We start from the raw sequence: 15,493 nt of genomic DNA, 5'->3' as shown, positions 1-15,493 counted from the left end.
AACGCCGTGGAGGGGTACCGCAGGAGCCTTCCCACCCCGCTCAGGTGTGCATTCCGGGCGTTGTTGACTACGTGCGCGTATACCGGAACGGGTCCCGCCGGCACAGCGGACAGGCCGTGCCATGGCCCACGCGGGGGTGAAGCCCCGGCCGCGGACGCGTCCGCACGGGTACGGTGCTGTGTGACGGGGCGCACACTGCCGTGCGTCCTTTCCGCGACGCGCACCGTGCCGTGCGTGCGTCCATCAGCTCACGCGCCGAGGTGGAGTGTGAAGGCGATCCGTCGGTTCACCGTCCGTCCCGTTCTCCCCGAGCCCCTGCGGCCCCTCGGCGAGCTGGCCCGCAACCTGCGCTGGTCCTGGCACGCCGAGACCCGTGACCTGTTCCAGTCGGTCGATCCGGGGCGCTGGGCCTCCTCGGGCGGCGACCCGGTGCGGTTGCTGGGCAGCGTGCCCTCGGCCCGGCTGGCCGAGCTGGCCGGCGACCGCCGGTTCCTGCGCCGGCTGACCGCCGTCGCGGACGACCTGCGCGACTACGTCACCGGGGACCGCTGGTACCAGACGCAGCCGGAGGACCGGCCCGCCGCCATCGCCTACTTCTCCCCGGAGTTCGGCATCACCGCCGCGCTGCCGCAGTACTCCGGCGGCCTCGGCATCCTCGCCGGCGACCATCTCAAGGCCGCCAGCGACCTCGGCGTTCCGCTGATCGGGGTGGGCCTGCTCTACCGGCACGGGTACTTCCGGCAGACCCTGTCCCGGGAGGGCTGGCAGCAGGAGCACTACCCGGTCCTCGACCCCAACGAGCTGCCCCTGACCCAGCTCAGGGAGGCCGACGGCAGCCCCGCCCGCGTCTCGCTGGCCCTGCCCGGCGGCACCGCCCTGCATGCGCGGATCTGGCTCGCCGACGTCGGCCGCGTCCCGCTGCTCCTGCTGGACTCCGACGTGGAGGAGAACGACCTCGGCGAGCGCGGGGTGACCGACCGGCTCTACGGCGGGGGCAGCGAGCACCGGCTGCTGCAGGAGATGCTGCTCGGCATGGGAGGGGTGCGGGCGGTGCGGACGTACTGCCGGCTCACCGGCCACCCCGAGCCGGAGGTGTTTCACACCAACGAGGGACACGCCGGGTTCCTCGGCCTGGAGCGGATCGCGGAGCTGGCCGATGCGGGCCTGGACTTCGACGCCGCCCTGGAGGCGGTGCGGGCCGGCACCGTCTTCACCACCCACACGCCCGTCCCGGCCGGCATCGACCGGTTCGAGCAGCGACTCGTCGCCCGCCACTTCGGGCCGGACGCCGAGCTGCCGCGCATCGACGTCGAACGCATTCTGCAGCTGGGCCGGGAGACCTACCCGGGCGGCCAGCCGGACCTGTTCAACATGGCCGTGATGGGCCTGCGGCTCGCCCAGCGCGCCAACGGCGTGTCGCTGCTGCACGGCAGGGTCAGCCGGGAGATGTTCCGCGGACTGTGGCCCGGCTTCGACGCCGACGAGGTGCCCATCACCTCGGTCACCAACGGGGTGCACGCACCCACCTGGGTGGCCCCGGAGGTGTTCCGGCTCGGCGCCCGGCGGATCGGCGCCCAGCGCGCCGAGGACGCGCTCACCGTGGGCGGCTCCGACCGCTGGGACTCGGTCGCCGACATCCCCGACGAGGAGATCTGGGCGCTGCGCGGCGAGCTGCGCGCCCGCCTGGTGGAGGAGGTCCGCCGCCGGCTGTGGGCGTCCTGGCGGCAGCGCGGCGCCGGGACCGCCGAGCTGGGCTGGATCGACGGCGTCCTCGACCCGGACGTGCTCACCATCGGCTTCGCCCGGCGCGTGCCCTCCTACAAACGGCTGACGCTGATGCTGCGCGACCCCGACCGGCTGACCCGCCTGCTGCTGCACCCCGAGCGGCCCGTGCAGATCGTGGTCGCCGGCAAGGCGCACCCGGCGGACGACGGAGGCAAACGGCTCATCCAGGACCTGGTCCGCTTCGCCGACGACCCGCGGGTGCGTCACCGGATCGTGTTCCTGCCGGACTACGGCATGGCGATGGCCCAGAAGCTGTACCAGGGCTGCGACGTGTGGCTGAACAATCCGCTGCGCCCGCTGGAGGCCTGCGGCACCTCCGGGATGAAGGCCGCCCTCAACGGCTGCCTGAACCTGTCCGTGCTGGACGGCTGGTGGGACGAGTGGTACCGGCCCGACTTCGGCTGGGCCATCCCCACGGCGGACGGTGCCTGTTACGACCCCGACCGCCGCGACGACATCGAGGCCGCCGCGCTGTACGACCTGCTGGAGCAGCGGGTCGCGCCCCGCTTCTACGAGCGCGGCCGGGGCGGGCTGCCCGACCGCTGGATCGAGATGGTGCGCCGGACCCTGGCCCAGCTGGGCCCGAAGGTGCTGGCCGGCCGCATGGTCCGGGAGTACGTCGACCGGCTCTACACACCCGCCGCGCACGCCCACCGGGCGATGGACCCGCAGGCGGCACGGGACCTGGCCGCCTGGAAGGCCAAGGTGCGCGCGGCCTGGCACCAGGTGAGCGTCGACCATGTGGAGGCATCCGTCCCGCCGGCCGAGTGCACCGGCGCGGCCCGGGCGGCCGTCGCCGAACTGGGGTCCACGCTCGCGCTGCGGGTGCGTGTCTCGCTCGGCCCGCTGGGCCCGGACGACGTGGAGGTGCAGGCCGTGGCCGGGCGGGTCGACGAGGAGGACGCCCTCACGGACGCCACCGCGGTGGCACTGAAACCGGTGGGCGAGGCCGGCCCGGACGGCCGCTGGGTCTACGAGGGCCCGCTCCGCCTGGACCGCACCGGCCCCTACGGCTACACCGTCCGGGTCCTGCCCGCCCACCGTCTGCTCGCCTCGCCCGTCGAGCTGGGCCTGGTGACGGTTCCGGCCCGGGACGCGGGGGAGGCGGCCGGGGTCGTGCTGCGCTGACGGCACGGGCGGCATGCCGTCGGCAGCCCCGCCCGCGGTGACCGCCGGGCCCGGTCCCGGCAGCCAGGTGACGACGGGCCAGGCGGTTCCTTCACACATGGGCGGCCCCCGGGAGGGCGAGGCTCCCGGGGGCCGCGTGGCCGTCGGCCGTCACCCGTGGCCGTCACCCGTCGTCCGGGCGGCGGGCCGCAGGTGCGGGTGAGGCGGGGTCAGTTGACGTTGACCGCGGACCAGGCCGCCGCCACCGTCTTGTACTCGGTGCTGCTCGAGCCGTACAGGTCGGCGGCCGCGTTGAGGGTCGCGGTCCGGGCGCCCTTGTAGTTGGTGGTGGACGTCATGTACTCGGTCAGCGCCTTGTACCAGATCTGCAGCGCCTTGTCCCGGCCGATGCCGGTGACCGTGGAGCCGTCGTAGGTCGGCGAGTTGTAGCTCACGCCGTTGATCGTCTTGGCGCCGCTGCCCTCGCTGAGCAGGTAGAAGAAGTGGTTGGCGACACCGGACGAGTAGTGGACGTCCTTCCTGCTGAGGCTGGAGGACCAGTAGTCGGCCGAGGCGCCGTCCTTGCTGGGCTTGTCCATGTAGCGCAGCGGGGTGCCGTCGCCGTTGATGTCGATCTTCTCGCCGATCAGGTAGTCACCCGGGTCGGACGGGTTGTTCGCGTAGAACTCGACACCGGTGGCGAGGATGTCGGAGGTGGCCTCGTTCAGACCGCCGGACTCACCGGAGTAGATGAGCCCGGCGGTGACGGAGGTGACACCGTGGCTCATCTCGTGGCCGGCCACGTCCAGCGAGGTCAGCGGGTGGGTGTTGCCCTGGCCGTCGCCGTAGGTCATGCAGAAGCAGCTGTCGTCCCAGAAGGCGTTGACGTAGCCGCTGCTGTAGTGGACGCGGGAGTAGGCCGCCTTGCCGTCGTTGCGGATGCCGTTGCGGCCGAAGGTGTCCTTGTAGAAGTCCCAGGTCACCTGCGCGCCGTAGGCGGCGTCGGCGGCGGCCGTCTGGTCGGAGGAGGAGCTGGAGGCGGTGCCGGTGCCCCAGACGTCGTCGGCGTCGGTGAACAGGGTGCCGGTGCCGGAGGTCTTGCGGGCGAGGTTGTAGGTCTTGTGACCGCCGCGCGAGGTGTCGTACAGCTGGTACGTCGAGCCCGACTTGTAGGTGCCGAGCGTCACCGTGCCCGAGTACAGCGTCTTGCCGGTGCCGGTCTTGATGCCCTGGTACTCGTAGAGCTTCTCGCCGGTGGCGGCGTCGGTGATGACGTGCAGCTCGTTGGGGGTGCCGTCGTCCTGCAGGCCGCCGACGACCGTCTCGTAGGCGAGGACCGGCTTGCCGGTGGCCGCCCAGATGACCTTGCGCGGAGCCCGGTCGGCGGAGGTCTGCGCGGAACCGGCCTCCTTGGCCAGGCTCACGGCCTGCTTCTCGGCGGTGGCCGCGGCGACCTTCGGGGTGAGCGAGGCGACCTTGATGGACGCCTCGGTCGCCTTGGTGACGCCCTTGGTCTTGCCGGCCGGGGAGGTGTGCACGACGAGGTCGCCACCGAGGACCGGCAGACCCGCGTAGGTGCGCTCGTACCGGGTGTGCACCGTGCCGTCGGCGTCTCTGACGACGTCCTTGGCGACCAGCTTCTCCTCGGCCCCCAGGCCTATCTGCTGTGCGGTCTGGGCGGCGTCCGCCTGCGCCTGCTGCAGCAGGGAGGTGCGGGCCGCGGCGGACAGAGCGGCGGGAGCGGCGGCCGGGGTGCGGACCTCGGAGGCGGCCGTGGTCTGGGCCGAGGCGCTGGCGGCCACACCCGTGCTCAGCAGGGCTCCGGCGGCGACGGCGGTGGCGATGGCCAGCGTGGTGCGCTTGTGACGCGCGTAGCGGGGAGTCACACAAGCTCCTTCTGTGGGGGAGTCCGGCCGGCGTGGGGTGCCGGGCCGGAGCGGATGTCAGGTTGCTGTGCTCGTGCGGCGGGTGCAGGAAGAGTGGCACCGCAAGCGTGTTCATGTCATGACCCCCTCGTGATGTTGGCCGAAAATGGCCTGTCCGACATGTGTTTCAAACATGTGAACGGGCGGCGTTTCAGGAGTCGTGCCGCGTCGACGGCCCGGTGTTCATCCGGAGTTCGAGGGGACGTCGGTGATCTGTCCGTCGATCGTGAATCGCCCTGTGTCCTGGGGGGACTTCACAGTCCACACCGCGGAGCGGCGCGGTACGGGACCGTGCGCCGCTGGAGGGTGAACGCGCCGGACCGCAAACGCGCCCGGTGGAGTTCGGCCGCCGGACGTGAGCCGCCGGGCGGGTTCGTGCCGGGCGGGGAGGAGGGGGACAACTGGCGCGCCACAAGGTTGCGTCGGGTGGGGAAAGTTGGCCGGAAACCGTTCGTTGACCGGGGGCGCCTGTCCGGTATACGGAACGGCACGGGGCGGCTCCTGCCGAGTGGGTCCCGTGCCGTTCGTGGGGTCGGTCCGTCGTGCGGACCTTCGCCTCCGCGCCCCCTGGCGTCCTGCCCGGGCGGGGCCGTCCCGGCATCCGGGCGGGTCGTCCCGGCATCCGGGCGGGTCGGCGCTGCACGCGCTGTCGTGGGCGCGGCTCACACGCCGTCAGGCCGTTTCGTCAGCGCAGCTCGAAGAACACCCCATGGACGCGGGTGCCGTCGGGAAGGTCCCAGGCGCCGGTGATGTGGCCGGTGGCGCCGGTCGGCGCCGGAACGGGGTGCTCGGCTGCCGGGGTCAGGATGCGCAGCACCCGCAGGACGGTGCCGTCCGAGGCCGTCAGGTCGGTGTGCTCGGCGGTGTCCACGGGCGCGGCGAACGCGGCCGGCAGCGGGCCCGTGCCGGTGAGGGAGCGCGTGACCTCGTGGTCGGGGGTGTTGCTGATGCTCTGCGCCTGAGGCTGGGCGCGACCCTCGAGCAGGGCCGTCACCTGGGCCACCAGAACCGGGTCGTGGCAGCCGTCGTAGATCCAGCGCCGGCCCAGGACCCCGTGCTCCGCGGTGCCGAGCAGGGCGTGCTCGGCGCCGTCGAGCGGGGCGCCTCGGTAGGTGAGCGGCACCAGATGGGTGGTGGGCTCGGCCGTGGAGGCGTCCTCGACGACCATGAACTCGATCCCGACCTCGCCCTCCGGGTCGTCGAGACGGAAACCGCCGGCCCTGGTGAGCTTCGGCTGCGCCGTGTCGCCCCGGTACCACGGGCGGGAGGGCAGCCAGGAGGCGAGCAGCTCCAGCTTGGTGGGCTGCAGGGTGGTCCTGTGGATGACGGACATGTACGGGTGGTCCTCGTCGGTCGGCTGGGGTCGTGTCGCTTCGTGTCGCTTCGTGCGGAACCCTGTCACGTCCGGCCGGGTGCCGTGTGCCAGGGCCGGGCGATGGCGCGTTCTCGTCGCCGCCGGGCGCAACCGTTCGCCCCGGTACTCCGCGCCCCGGTGCTCCGGCACCCCGGAACTCCGGTACTCCGTTACTCCGTCGCCCCGGAACTCCGTTGCTCCGCACAGCCGCAGGGTCACGCCAGGCTGTCCCGCCAGGCCCGGTGCAGTCCCGCGAACGGGCCGGTGCCGGCGATGAGGTCGGACGGTGAGCCGTCCTCGACGATGCGGCCGTGCTCCATCACCAGCACCCGGTCGGCGATCTCGACCGTGGACAGCCGGTGCGCGATCACCATCGCCGTGCGGCCCCGCAGCACCGTGGCCATCGCCTCCTGCACGGCCTGCTCGCCCGGGATGTCCAGCGAACTGGTCGCCTCGTCCAGGATCAGCACCCCCGGGTCGGCGAGCAGTGCCCGGGCGAAGGCGACCAGCTGGCGCTGGCCGGCGGAGATGCGGCCGCCGCGCTTGCGGACGTCGGTGTCGTAGCCGTCGGGCAGGGCGGTGATGAAGTCGTGTGCGCCGATCGCCTTCGCGGCCTGCTCGATCTCCTCCCGGCTCGCCTCGGGCCGGCCGATGGCGATGTTGTCGGCGACGGTGCCGGAGAACAGGAACGCCTCCTGCGTCACCATGACCACCCCACGCCGCAGATCCGGTGTGGCCAGGTCGCGCAGGTCCACCCCGTCCAGCAGCACGCGGCCCTCGGTCGGGTCGTGGAAGCGGGCCAGCAGTTTCGCCAGCGTCGACTTGCCCGCGCCGGTGGAGCCGACCACCGCGACGGTCTGCCCGGCCGGGATGGTCAGGTCGAAGCGGGGCAGCACCTCGCCGCCGGTGCGGTAGCCGAAGCGAACGCCCTCGAAGACCACCTCGCGGCCGGGCAGCCCCGAGCGGGTCGGCGGCAGCGGGAGCGGGCGGGCCGGTTCCGGGACCGAGGGGGTCTGCGCGAGCAGTCCGGCGATCTTCTCCAGGGAGGCCGCCGCCGACTGGCAGTAGTTGAGGAACATCCCCAGCCGGTCGATCGGGTCGTACAGCCGGCGCAGATACAGCACCGCCGCGGCCAGCGACCCCAGCGCCAGCGAACCGTCCGTCACCCGCCAGGCGCCCCACAGCACGATCCCCGCCACCGCCGTGTTGGCCACCAGCCGGGAGCCGACCACATAGCGGGCCATCTCCAGCAGCGCGTCCCCGTTGGTGCGCTCATGACGCCGGTTCAGCTCGCGGAACTCGGCGTCGTTGGCGGACTCGCGGCAGAACGCCCGCACCGGCCGGATGCCGTTGACCGTCTCCACGAACTTCACGATCACCGCGGCGATCGCCGTGGACCGCTCGCGGTAGACCCGCGCGGCCCGCCGCCGGTAGCGCCGCACCAGCAGGGCCAGCGGGCCGAACGACGCCACCGCCACCGCGCCCAGCCCCACGTCCAGCCACAGCAGCAGCACCGAGATGGACACGAAGGACAGCGCGATCGTGACCAGTTCCTGCAGGCCCTCGTTCGTCAGCTCCCGCAGCGACTCCACGTCCGTGGTGGACCGGGAGATCAGCCGGCCCGAGGTGTAGCGCTCGTGGAAGTCCACGCCGAGCGCCTGCGCGTGCCGGAAGACACGGCCCCGCAGATCCAGCAGCACGTCCTGGCCGACCCGGGCGGAGGTGACGGTGAACGCCCACTGCAGGCCGCCGGAGGCCAGCGCGCACAGCAGCGCACCGGCCGCCACCGCGACCAGCGGCCCCGTCTCGTGGCGGCGCAGCGCCGGGACCGCGGTGTCGATCGCGTACGCCACCAGCAGCGGACCCGCCTGCACCGCCGCCTGCTGGAACAGCAGCAGGACGGTGGCCAGGGCGACCCGGGCCTTCCTCGGCGCCAGCAGCGAGCGCAGCAGGGCGGCCGTGGCGCCGGGCGGAGCGGGCAGCACGTCCCGGTCGAAGGGGTCGCCGTCCTGCTGCCCGCCCGGCGCGCCGCCGCTGCCCGCGTCGGCCGGGGCGGACTCCGTCGGGGCCGTCATCGCGCCTCCTTCGCCGGCCGTCCCGGGCCGGACGCGTCCGGCTGCGCTCCCGCCCACGGCCGGCCCGACATCAGACGGGCGTACTCGGCGTCGGTGCGCAGCAGTTCGTGATGGGTGCCCACGGCGGCGATCCGGCCCCGGGACAGCAGGGCGACCCGGTCGGCCAGCAGCACCGTGGAGGGCCGGTGCGCCACGATCAGCGCGGTGGTGCCCGCCAGCACCTGGCGCAGCGCGGCCTCCACCGCGGCCTCGGTGTGCACGTCCAGCGCGGACAGCGGATCGTCCAGGATCAGGAACCGGGGGCGGCCCACGACGGCACGGGCCAGGGCCAGGCGCTGCCGCTGCCCGCCCGACAGACTCAGGCCCTGCTCGCCGACCCGGGTGGCCGTGCCCTCGGGCAGCGTGTGCACGAAGCCCGCCTGCGCCACGTCCAGCGCGCGGTGCAGCTCGGCGGTGCCCGCGGTGCCGTCGCCGCCCATGAGGACGTTGTCGGCCACGCTCGCGGAGAACAGCGTCGGCTCCTCGAAGGCGACGGCGACCAGGGCGCGCAGCTCCTCGCGGGGCATGGTGGTGATGTCCCGCCCGTCCAGGGTGATGCGGCCCTCGGTCACCTCGTGCAGGCGGGGCACCAGCGCGGTCAGGGTGGTCTTGCCGCTGCCGGTCGCGCCCACCAGGGCCACGGACTCGCCGGGCCGGATGTGCAGATCGACGCCGTCGAGCACCGGCGGGGAGCCGGGCGGGGCGTCGGGGTAGCGGAAGCGGACGCCCTCGAACCGCAGGCCCGCATCGGCCGGTGACGGCCGCGCGGCGGAGCGGCGGACCGCCGGTGTGCGGCCGCCGGGGTCCTGCTGCTCCTCGGTGGGTGCGTCCAGCACCTCGAAGTACCGTTCCGTCGCGGTCGCCGCCTCCTGGCACATCGCCAGCAGGAAACCGATGGACTCCACCGGCCACCGCAGCGCCAGCGCCGTGGACAGGAACGCCACCAGCGTCCCCGCCGACAGGGTGCCGTCGGCGACCTGGACGGCGCCCACCACCAGCGTGGCGCCGACGGCGGTCTCCGGCAGGATCACGATCACCGCCCAGATCGTCGCCAGCAGCCGGGCCTTGCGCAGTTCCGTGCCGCGCAGCCGCCACGACAGCTCCCGGAACGCGCGGGCCTGACTGCGGTGCCGGCCGAACCCCTTGACGATGCGGATGCCGAGGACGCTCTCCTCGACCACCGTCGTCAGGTCCCCGACCTGGTCCTGTGCCTGCCGGGACGCCCGCGCGTACCGCTTCTCGAACACGGAACTGAACGCGATCAGCGGCACGGCGGGCGCCAGCATCACCAGCCCCAGCGTGAAGTCCTGCAGCAGCATGACGACCACGCCCACCACGATCGTCACGGCGTTGACCAGCAGGAACGTCAACGGGAAGGCGAGGAACTGGCGCAGCAGCATCAGGTCGGTGGTGCCCCGGGACAGCAGCTGCCCCGACGCCCACCGGTCCAGGAAGGCCACCGGCAGCCGCTGCACGTGCGCATACAGCCGACCCCGCAGATCCGCCTCCACGCGGGCCAGGGGGCGGGCCACCAGCCTGCGCCGCACCCCGAACAGCACCGCCTCGGCGACCCCGAGCAGCAGCAGACACAGCGCGCCCAGCCACACCCCGGCCGTGTCCCGGTCGGCGACCGGGCCGTCCACCAGCCACTTCAGCACCAGCGGGATCACCAGCCCCACGCAGGAGGCGACGATCGCGACGAACGCCGCGGTGAACAGCCGGACGCGTACGGGCCGGACGTAGGGCCACAGCCGCAGCAGGGTGCGGACGGCCGAACGGCCGGTCGGCTCGTCGGTGCGGTCCGGGGGCGGGGAAGGGGGTGGTGTGGGCATCAGGGGTGAGCGTACGGTTCGTCAGCGGCGCCCACACCGGATTTTCCGGCCCGCCCCGACACGGCGTCCCGCCGCCCGTCTCCTCCCGTGCTCACTCGCGTCCCGCGCACCGCACGCGGCCGGACGCCGGCGCGGACCCCGTCGACGACCACGACGAGGTCACCCGCATCCTCGGCGCCCAGCTGCAGCGAAGCGAGCTGCAGCCCAAGCTCACCGTCCGCGAGGCGCTGGAGCTGTACGCCTCCTTCCACCCCGGCGCCGGCGACTGGCGCCCGGTCGCCGAACGCCTCGGGCTGACCGCGAAGCTCGGCACCCGGTTGGCCAAGCTGTCCGGCGGCCAGAAGCAACGGCTGTTCATCGTGCTGGTCCTGGTCGGACGTCCCCCCTCCAAGTTGGGACACAACAGTGACAATCGCCGGACGTACCGGCTCTGACCATGCGGTTACCATGCGTATGCGTGTGTGACACACGCTGCGGGGATCCGAGGCGAACCCGCTCGGGGAGGGAGAGTCGACGTGAACGTGCGACCGATATCGGGGGCGTCGGTTGGCAGGGACGTCCGGCGTGGACGGCGGGGCTTTCGGAGCGTCAGGAGTCTGCCCGCACTGGCCGGTGCGGCGCTGCTGCTCACGGTCACCGCGTGCGGCGGGGGCGGTTCGGGAGCCGGAGGCGGCGAGGGCAAGGCCGCCGCGAACGCGGCGAGCACGCAGTCGCAGGCCGTCGTCACGATAGCGCCGAAGGACGGGGCGCGGTCCGTCGACACCACGGGCGCGCTCGAGGTCAGCGCGAGCAAGGGCACGCTCACCCAGGTCGTCGTCAAGGACGCCAAGGGCACCGAGATACCCGGCCGGATAACCGGCGGCAGCACCTGGACGCCGTCCACCCACCTCAAGGCCTCGACCCGGTACACGGTCCACGCGGTCGCCCAGGACTCCGCCGGCCGCACGACCGTCCAGGACTCCAGCTTCACCACCCTGACGCCGAAGAACACCTTCGTCGGCGTCTTCACCCCCGAGGACGGCTCCACGGTCGGCGTGGGCATGCCGTTCTCGCTCCGCTTCACCCGGGGCATCACCCACCCGGAGGCCGTCGAGAAGGCCATCCGGATCACGACCGAGCCGAAGGTCGAGGTCGCCGGACACTGGTTCGGCAACGACCGCCTCGACTTCCGCCCCGAGCACTACTGGAAGCCCGGCACCAAGGTCACCGTCGAGCTGAACCTCGACGGCGTCGAGGGCCGCCCCGGCGTCTACGGCAAGCAGGCCAAGACCGTCTCCTTCACCATCGGCCGCAGCCAGGTGTCCGTCGTGGACGCCGCCGAGCACACTATGAAGGTGATGCGGGACGGCAAGGTGATCAGGACGATCCCGGTGACGACCGGCAAGCGCGGTTACGACACCTGGAACGGCAAGATGGTCATCAGCGAGAAGCTCCGCGTGACCCGGATGAACGGCGAGACGGTCGGCTACGGCGGCGAGTACGACATCCCCGACGTCCCGCACGCCATGCGCCTGACCACCTCCGGCACCTTCATCCACGGCAACTACTGGGGCGGCGGCGCTTTCGGCCGCTACAACGCCAGCCATGGCTGCGTCGGCCTGCGCGACGTGCGCGGCGGCAACGACCCCGACGCCCCGGCCGCCTGGTTCTTCGACCACTCGCTCGTCGGCGACGTGGTCGAGGTCAAGAACTCCCACGACCGGACCGTCTCCCCGGACAACGGGCTCAACGGCTGGAACATGTCCTGGGCCGAATGGAAGAAGTGAGCCGCGGCCGACGGCCGCGCAGGCGACGGGCCCGGTGCTGTGACGGACGGCACCGGGCCCGCCCGCGTTAGTCACCGTTAACCTGCTTGCCATGACCGTAACTCTGGAAGTCGCCGAGGGCGTCGGCACGCTGCGCCTGGACCGCCCGCCCATGAACGCGATCGACATCGCCACCCAGGACCGGCTGAAGGAGCTGGCCGAGGAGGTCTCCCGCCGCGACGACGTGCGGGCCGTGATTCTCTACGGTGGCGAGAAGGTGTTCGCGGCGGGCGCGGACATCAAGGAGATGCAGAAGATGGACCACACGGACATGGTCCTGCGCGCCCGCGCCCTGCAGGACTCCTTCACCGCCGTGGCCCGCATCCCCAAGCCGGTGGTCGCCGCCGTGACCGGCTACGCCCTCGGCGGCGGCTGCGAGTTGGCGCTGTGCGCGGACTATCGCATCGCCGCCGACAACGCCAAGCTCGGCCAGCCGGAGATCCTGCTCGGCCTCATCCCCGGCGCGGGCGGCACCCAGCGGCTCGCCCGGCTGATCGGCCCCTCCAAGGCCAAGGACCTCATCTTCACCGGCCGCCACGTCAAGGCCGACGAGGCGCTCGCCCTGGGTCTGGTGGACCGGGTCGTCCCGGCCGCCGAGGTGTACCAGGAGGCGCACGCGTGGGCCGCCCGGCTCGCGAAGGGACCGGCGATCGCGCTGCGCGCCGCCAAGGAGGCGATCGACACCGGGCTGGAGACCGACATCGACACGGGGCTGGCCGTCGAGCGGACCTGGTTCGCGGGCCTGTTCGCCACCGAGGACCGCGAACTGGGCATGCGCAGCTTCGTCGAGCAGGGACCGGGCAAGGCGAAGTTCCGCTGAACCGCCGTCGGTGCACGGTGACATCGCGCCAGAACAGCCGTGCAAGGGACACGGTGTCCGACCCCGTGTCCCGCGCAGAAGCGTCCGTCCGGCACGGTCCGCCGCCGCGCGGCCTCCTCCGGTGAACCCTCCGCAGCCACCGGCCCGGACGTCGGCGCAGGTCACGGCGGGCGACGCGGGCAACCGGCGTCCAAAGGCGCCCCCGAGCGCACGTGGCCGAACACCGGCGCTCAGGGGGCGCATTCCGGTCGAACGGCCTCCGTGCCGGCCGTGCCCGGTCATGATGGGGAGCATGGCGGGGCTGGAGAGCATCGAACAGCCGCGGGGACATGCGACCGCGGCACGGTGGTCGCCCGGGACGGAGGACGAACGGGCGCTCACCGCACTGGACCGGTACGGCAATCCGGCGGAGCAGGAGATCTCCCTCCCGTCCCGGCCCCAGTCCGCCGCCGCCGCGCGCCGCCTCGTCCAGACCGTCGTCGCGCGCCAGTGGGGGATGTCCCCCCGGCTGACGGAGGATGCGGTGCTGCTGGTCTCCGAACTCATCGGCAACGCCGTCCAGCACACCGGCGCACGGGTCGTCGGGCTGCGGCTGCGGCGCGCGCGCGGCCGGCTGCGCGTGGAGGTGCGCGACCCCTCCCGCGCGTTGCCGTGCCTGCTGCCGGTGAGCGAGACGGACGTCAACGGGCGCGGCCTGCTGCTGGTGTCGAAGCTGGCCGACCGCTGGGGCGTGGACCTGCTGCCCCGCGGCAAGACGACCTGGTTCGAGATGCGGGTCGCGGACCGCTGAACCACTGGTCGCGGCACACCCGGCAGCCCGCACGGCTCGTGCTCACCCCGCGCCCGTCCGCCGGCAGCACGGCAACCACGGTCCTTGACACGCCTCTGAACGGGTGACGGTCCGCGCTGCGGCGCGCGTAGCGCGCCATGGTGCCGGCCATGATCGACTTTCGTCTGAGGCGGCGCGCGGCCGCCGCCGTGCTGTCCGTCTCGGCCGTCCTCGCCACCACGGCCGCCTCCGGGGCTCCGGCCGGCGCACCGGCGCCCTCCACGGCGGCCCCGTCATCCGTCAAGGCCACGGCGGCACCGGCCTGTCCCCAGTTCGACGACAAGGTCAAGGCGGCCGCCGACCGGCGCGTCGACCTGACCCGGATCACCCCCGACCCGGCCTGGCGCACCGGCTGCGGCACCTTGTGGCGCAACGACAACCGGGACCCGTCGGTGATCTTCGAGGAGGGCTTCCTGCCGCGGGACGTGCTCGGCGGCCAGTACGACCTCGAGCAGTACGTCCTGGTCAACCAGCCCTCGCCGTACGTCTCCACGACGTACGACCACGACCTGTACAAGACCTGGAAGTCGACGTTCAACTACTACATCGACGCTCCGGGCGGCATCGACGTCAACAAGACGATCGGCGACACCCACAAGTGGGCGGACCAGGTGGAGGTCGCCTTCCCCGGCGGCATCGCCCGGCAGTACATCGTCGGCGCCTGCCCCGTGGACAAGGCGACGAAGACCGAAGTGCTCGGCGAGTGCCGCGGCAACCCGCACTACCGCCCCTGGCACTGACCCCCGTACGCGTCCTGTCGCCGTCGCCCCTCGACATCCCATGGCCGCATCGCCCCTCGATCCCATGGCCGCCGCACCGTCGGCACCACCGGACCGTTAATCTGACCTGCTGTGCGTACGACCGTCGGACGCACAGCAGACCAGACACGACGACAAGGGGCGGACCCGTGGCGGACATCGAGGAAGCACGCAAGCAGTTCCAGCGGATCGACGCGGACGGCGACGGGTTCATCACCGCCGCCGAGTTCAAGTCCGCCCTGGCCCAGGGGGGCGACTGGCACGTCACCGACACGGTCGCCGAGGCCGTCATCGCCAGCCGCGACCTCAACGGCGACAAGGTCCTGTCCTTCGACGAGTTCTGGGCCTACCTGAACAAGTGACCCACGGCCGGGCCGCGCGGACGAACCACCTGCGGCCGAGCCGCACGCACGAGGGCGCCCCGCCGGGGAGGCGGGGCGCCCTCGCCCGTGCGGCCGCACGGCCGGCCGCACCCTACTTGTTCGCCCACTTCCGCAGGGCGTCCTTGCTGGCGAAGTTCGCCACGTTCTTGTCCAACGGGTTGTCGGTGTACTGGTGGAAACGCCACGAGGCCTTGATGCGCGGCTTGCCGGCGGTGACGTAGTCGGCGATCCACAGCCCGTCCCCGGCGTAGGACGTGGTGTCGATGTTCAGCCAGAAGTTGCGGTTGCAGTAAAGGATCACCCGGTTCTTGGGCCGCAGTTCCTTCACCTTGCGGATGAAGGCGTCCTTCTCCGCGTTGCTCGCGTGGGTGCCCTCGCCGGTGGTCTCCCAGTCGACGGCGAGGATGTCACCGGCCTTCTCCGGGGCGTGCGAGACGAAGTACTCGGCCTGCGCGGTGATGTTGCCCGGCCACAGGAAGTGGTAGAAGCCGACCACGAGCCCCGCGTCCCGGCCGCGCTTGGTCTGGGCGCTCAGCCGGGAGTTGACGTAGGAGCGGCCCTCCGTCGCCTTGATGAAGACGAAGGAGAGGCCGCTCGTGCTGTAGTCGGAGGACTGGTAGGCACTCACGTCGATGCCGTGCAGCATGGGAACTCCCTCTGATGCCGTGGGGGGAGGAGTCGTCGCTTGAGTTCTGCCCCGCGTCCCCGGCAGCCGATCCTCCGGAACGCCCGAACTTGTGCGTCAACCAGTCCCCGCACGGGTGTCACGGCCGGCCGGACA

Annotated in this window: 11 protein-coding genes and 1 pseudogene; 7 read left to right on the top strand and 5 right to left on the bottom strand. The window is 72.5% G+C overall.

The features are described from left to right. Positions 1 to 267: 267 nt before the first annotated feature. On the top strand, positions 268 to 2,913 hold the full coding sequence (locus OG899_RS07405; protein WP_125496245.1) for a glycosyltransferase family 1 protein: 2,646 nt from the start codon (positions 268 to 270) through the stop codon (positions 2,911 to 2,913). A gap of 209 nt (positions 2,914 to 3,122) precedes the next feature. Here the strand turns inward: OG899_RS07405 and OG899_RS07400 are convergent, their stop codons facing one another. The 4 genes from OG899_RS07400 to OG899_RS07385 all read right to left on the bottom strand — a co-directional run bounded on the left by OG899_RS07400 (position 3,123) and on the right by OG899_RS07385 (position 10,117). Continuing rightward, positions 3,123 to 4,778: a M4 family metallopeptidase gene (locus OG899_RS07400; protein WP_168131237.1), complete on the bottom strand. Its 1,656-nt coding sequence runs from the start codon at positions 4,776 to 4,778 to the stop codon at positions 3,123 to 3,125. A gap of 724 nt (positions 4,779 to 5,502) precedes the next feature. Next, positions 5,503 to 6,150, bottom strand: coding sequence for a maltokinase N-terminal cap-like domain-containing protein (locus tag OG899_RS07395; protein WP_189428434.1), 648 nt, complete (start codon positions 6,148 to 6,150; stop codon positions 5,503 to 5,505). Positions 6,151 to 6,386: 236 nt separating this feature from the next. After that, a complete protein-coding gene (locus OG899_RS07390) occupies positions 6,387 to 8,246 on the bottom strand; it encodes an ABC transporter ATP-binding protein (protein ID WP_168131239.1) in 1,860 nt (619 codons plus the stop codon). Further along, on the bottom strand, positions 8,243 to 10,117 hold the full coding sequence (locus OG899_RS07385) for an ABC transporter ATP-binding protein (protein WP_168131240.1): 1,875 nt from the start codon (positions 10,115 to 10,117) through the stop codon (positions 8,243 to 8,245). The genes OG899_RS07390 and OG899_RS07385 overlap by 4 nt, the downstream gene beginning before the upstream one ends. Here OG899_RS07385 and OG899_RS07380 point away from each other — a divergent pair. The 6 genes and pseudogenes from OG899_RS07380 to OG899_RS07355 form a co-directional block, all read left to right on the top strand. Next, a pseudogene (locus tag OG899_RS07380) lies at positions 10,105 to 10,500 on the top strand (ATP-binding cassette domain-containing protein); the annotation flags it as partial. The gene OG899_RS07385 and the pseudogene OG899_RS07380 overlap by 13 nt on opposite strands. A gap of 132 nt (positions 10,501 to 10,632) precedes the next feature. Next, on the top strand, positions 10,633 to 11,883 hold the full coding sequence (locus OG899_RS07375; protein ID WP_406310943.1) for an Ig-like domain-containing protein: 1,251 nt from the start codon (positions 10,633 to 10,635) through the stop codon (positions 11,881 to 11,883). 91 nt (positions 11,884 to 11,974) lie between these two features. After that, positions 11,975 to 12,742 (top strand): enoyl-CoA hydratase/isomerase family protein, encoded by a 768-nt coding sequence (locus tag OG899_RS07370; protein WP_125496240.1) that lies wholly within the window; start codon positions 11,975 to 11,977, stop codon positions 12,740 to 12,742. Between the two features lie 292 nt (positions 12,743 to 13,034). After that, positions 13,035 to 13,532 (top strand): ATP-binding protein, encoded by a 498-nt coding sequence (locus tag OG899_RS07365; protein WP_168131242.1) that lies wholly within the window; start codon positions 13,035 to 13,037, stop codon positions 13,530 to 13,532. Positions 13,533 to 13,681: 149 nt separating this feature from the next. Next, positions 13,682 to 14,311, top strand: a complete 630-nt coding sequence (locus OG899_RS07360; protein ID WP_189428431.1) for an ADP-ribosyltransferase — start codon at positions 13,682 to 13,684, stop codon at positions 14,309 to 14,311. 167 nt (positions 14,312 to 14,478) lie between these two features. Then, complete coding sequence (locus OG899_RS07355) at positions 14,479 to 14,691, top strand: EF-hand domain-containing protein (protein ID WP_125496237.1); 213 nt, start codon at positions 14,479 to 14,481, stop codon at positions 14,689 to 14,691. 112 nt (positions 14,692 to 14,803) lie between these two features. Here OG899_RS07355 and OG899_RS07350 read toward each other — a convergent pair whose 3' ends face one another. Beyond that, positions 14,804 to 15,358, bottom strand: coding sequence for a glycoside hydrolase family 25 protein (locus OG899_RS07350; RefSeq protein WP_168131244.1), 555 nt, complete (start codon positions 15,356 to 15,358; stop codon positions 14,804 to 14,806). Between the last annotated feature and the right edge of the window lie 135 nt (positions 15,359 to 15,493).

It is taken from the genome of Streptomyces thermoviolaceus (assembly GCF_045209695.1).
In the GTDB taxonomy this organism is placed as follows: domain Bacteria; phylum Actinomycetota; class Actinomycetes; order Streptomycetales; family Streptomycetaceae; genus Streptomyces; species Streptomyces thermoviolaceus.
This window is presented reverse-complemented; position numbering and strand designations above follow the sequence as displayed.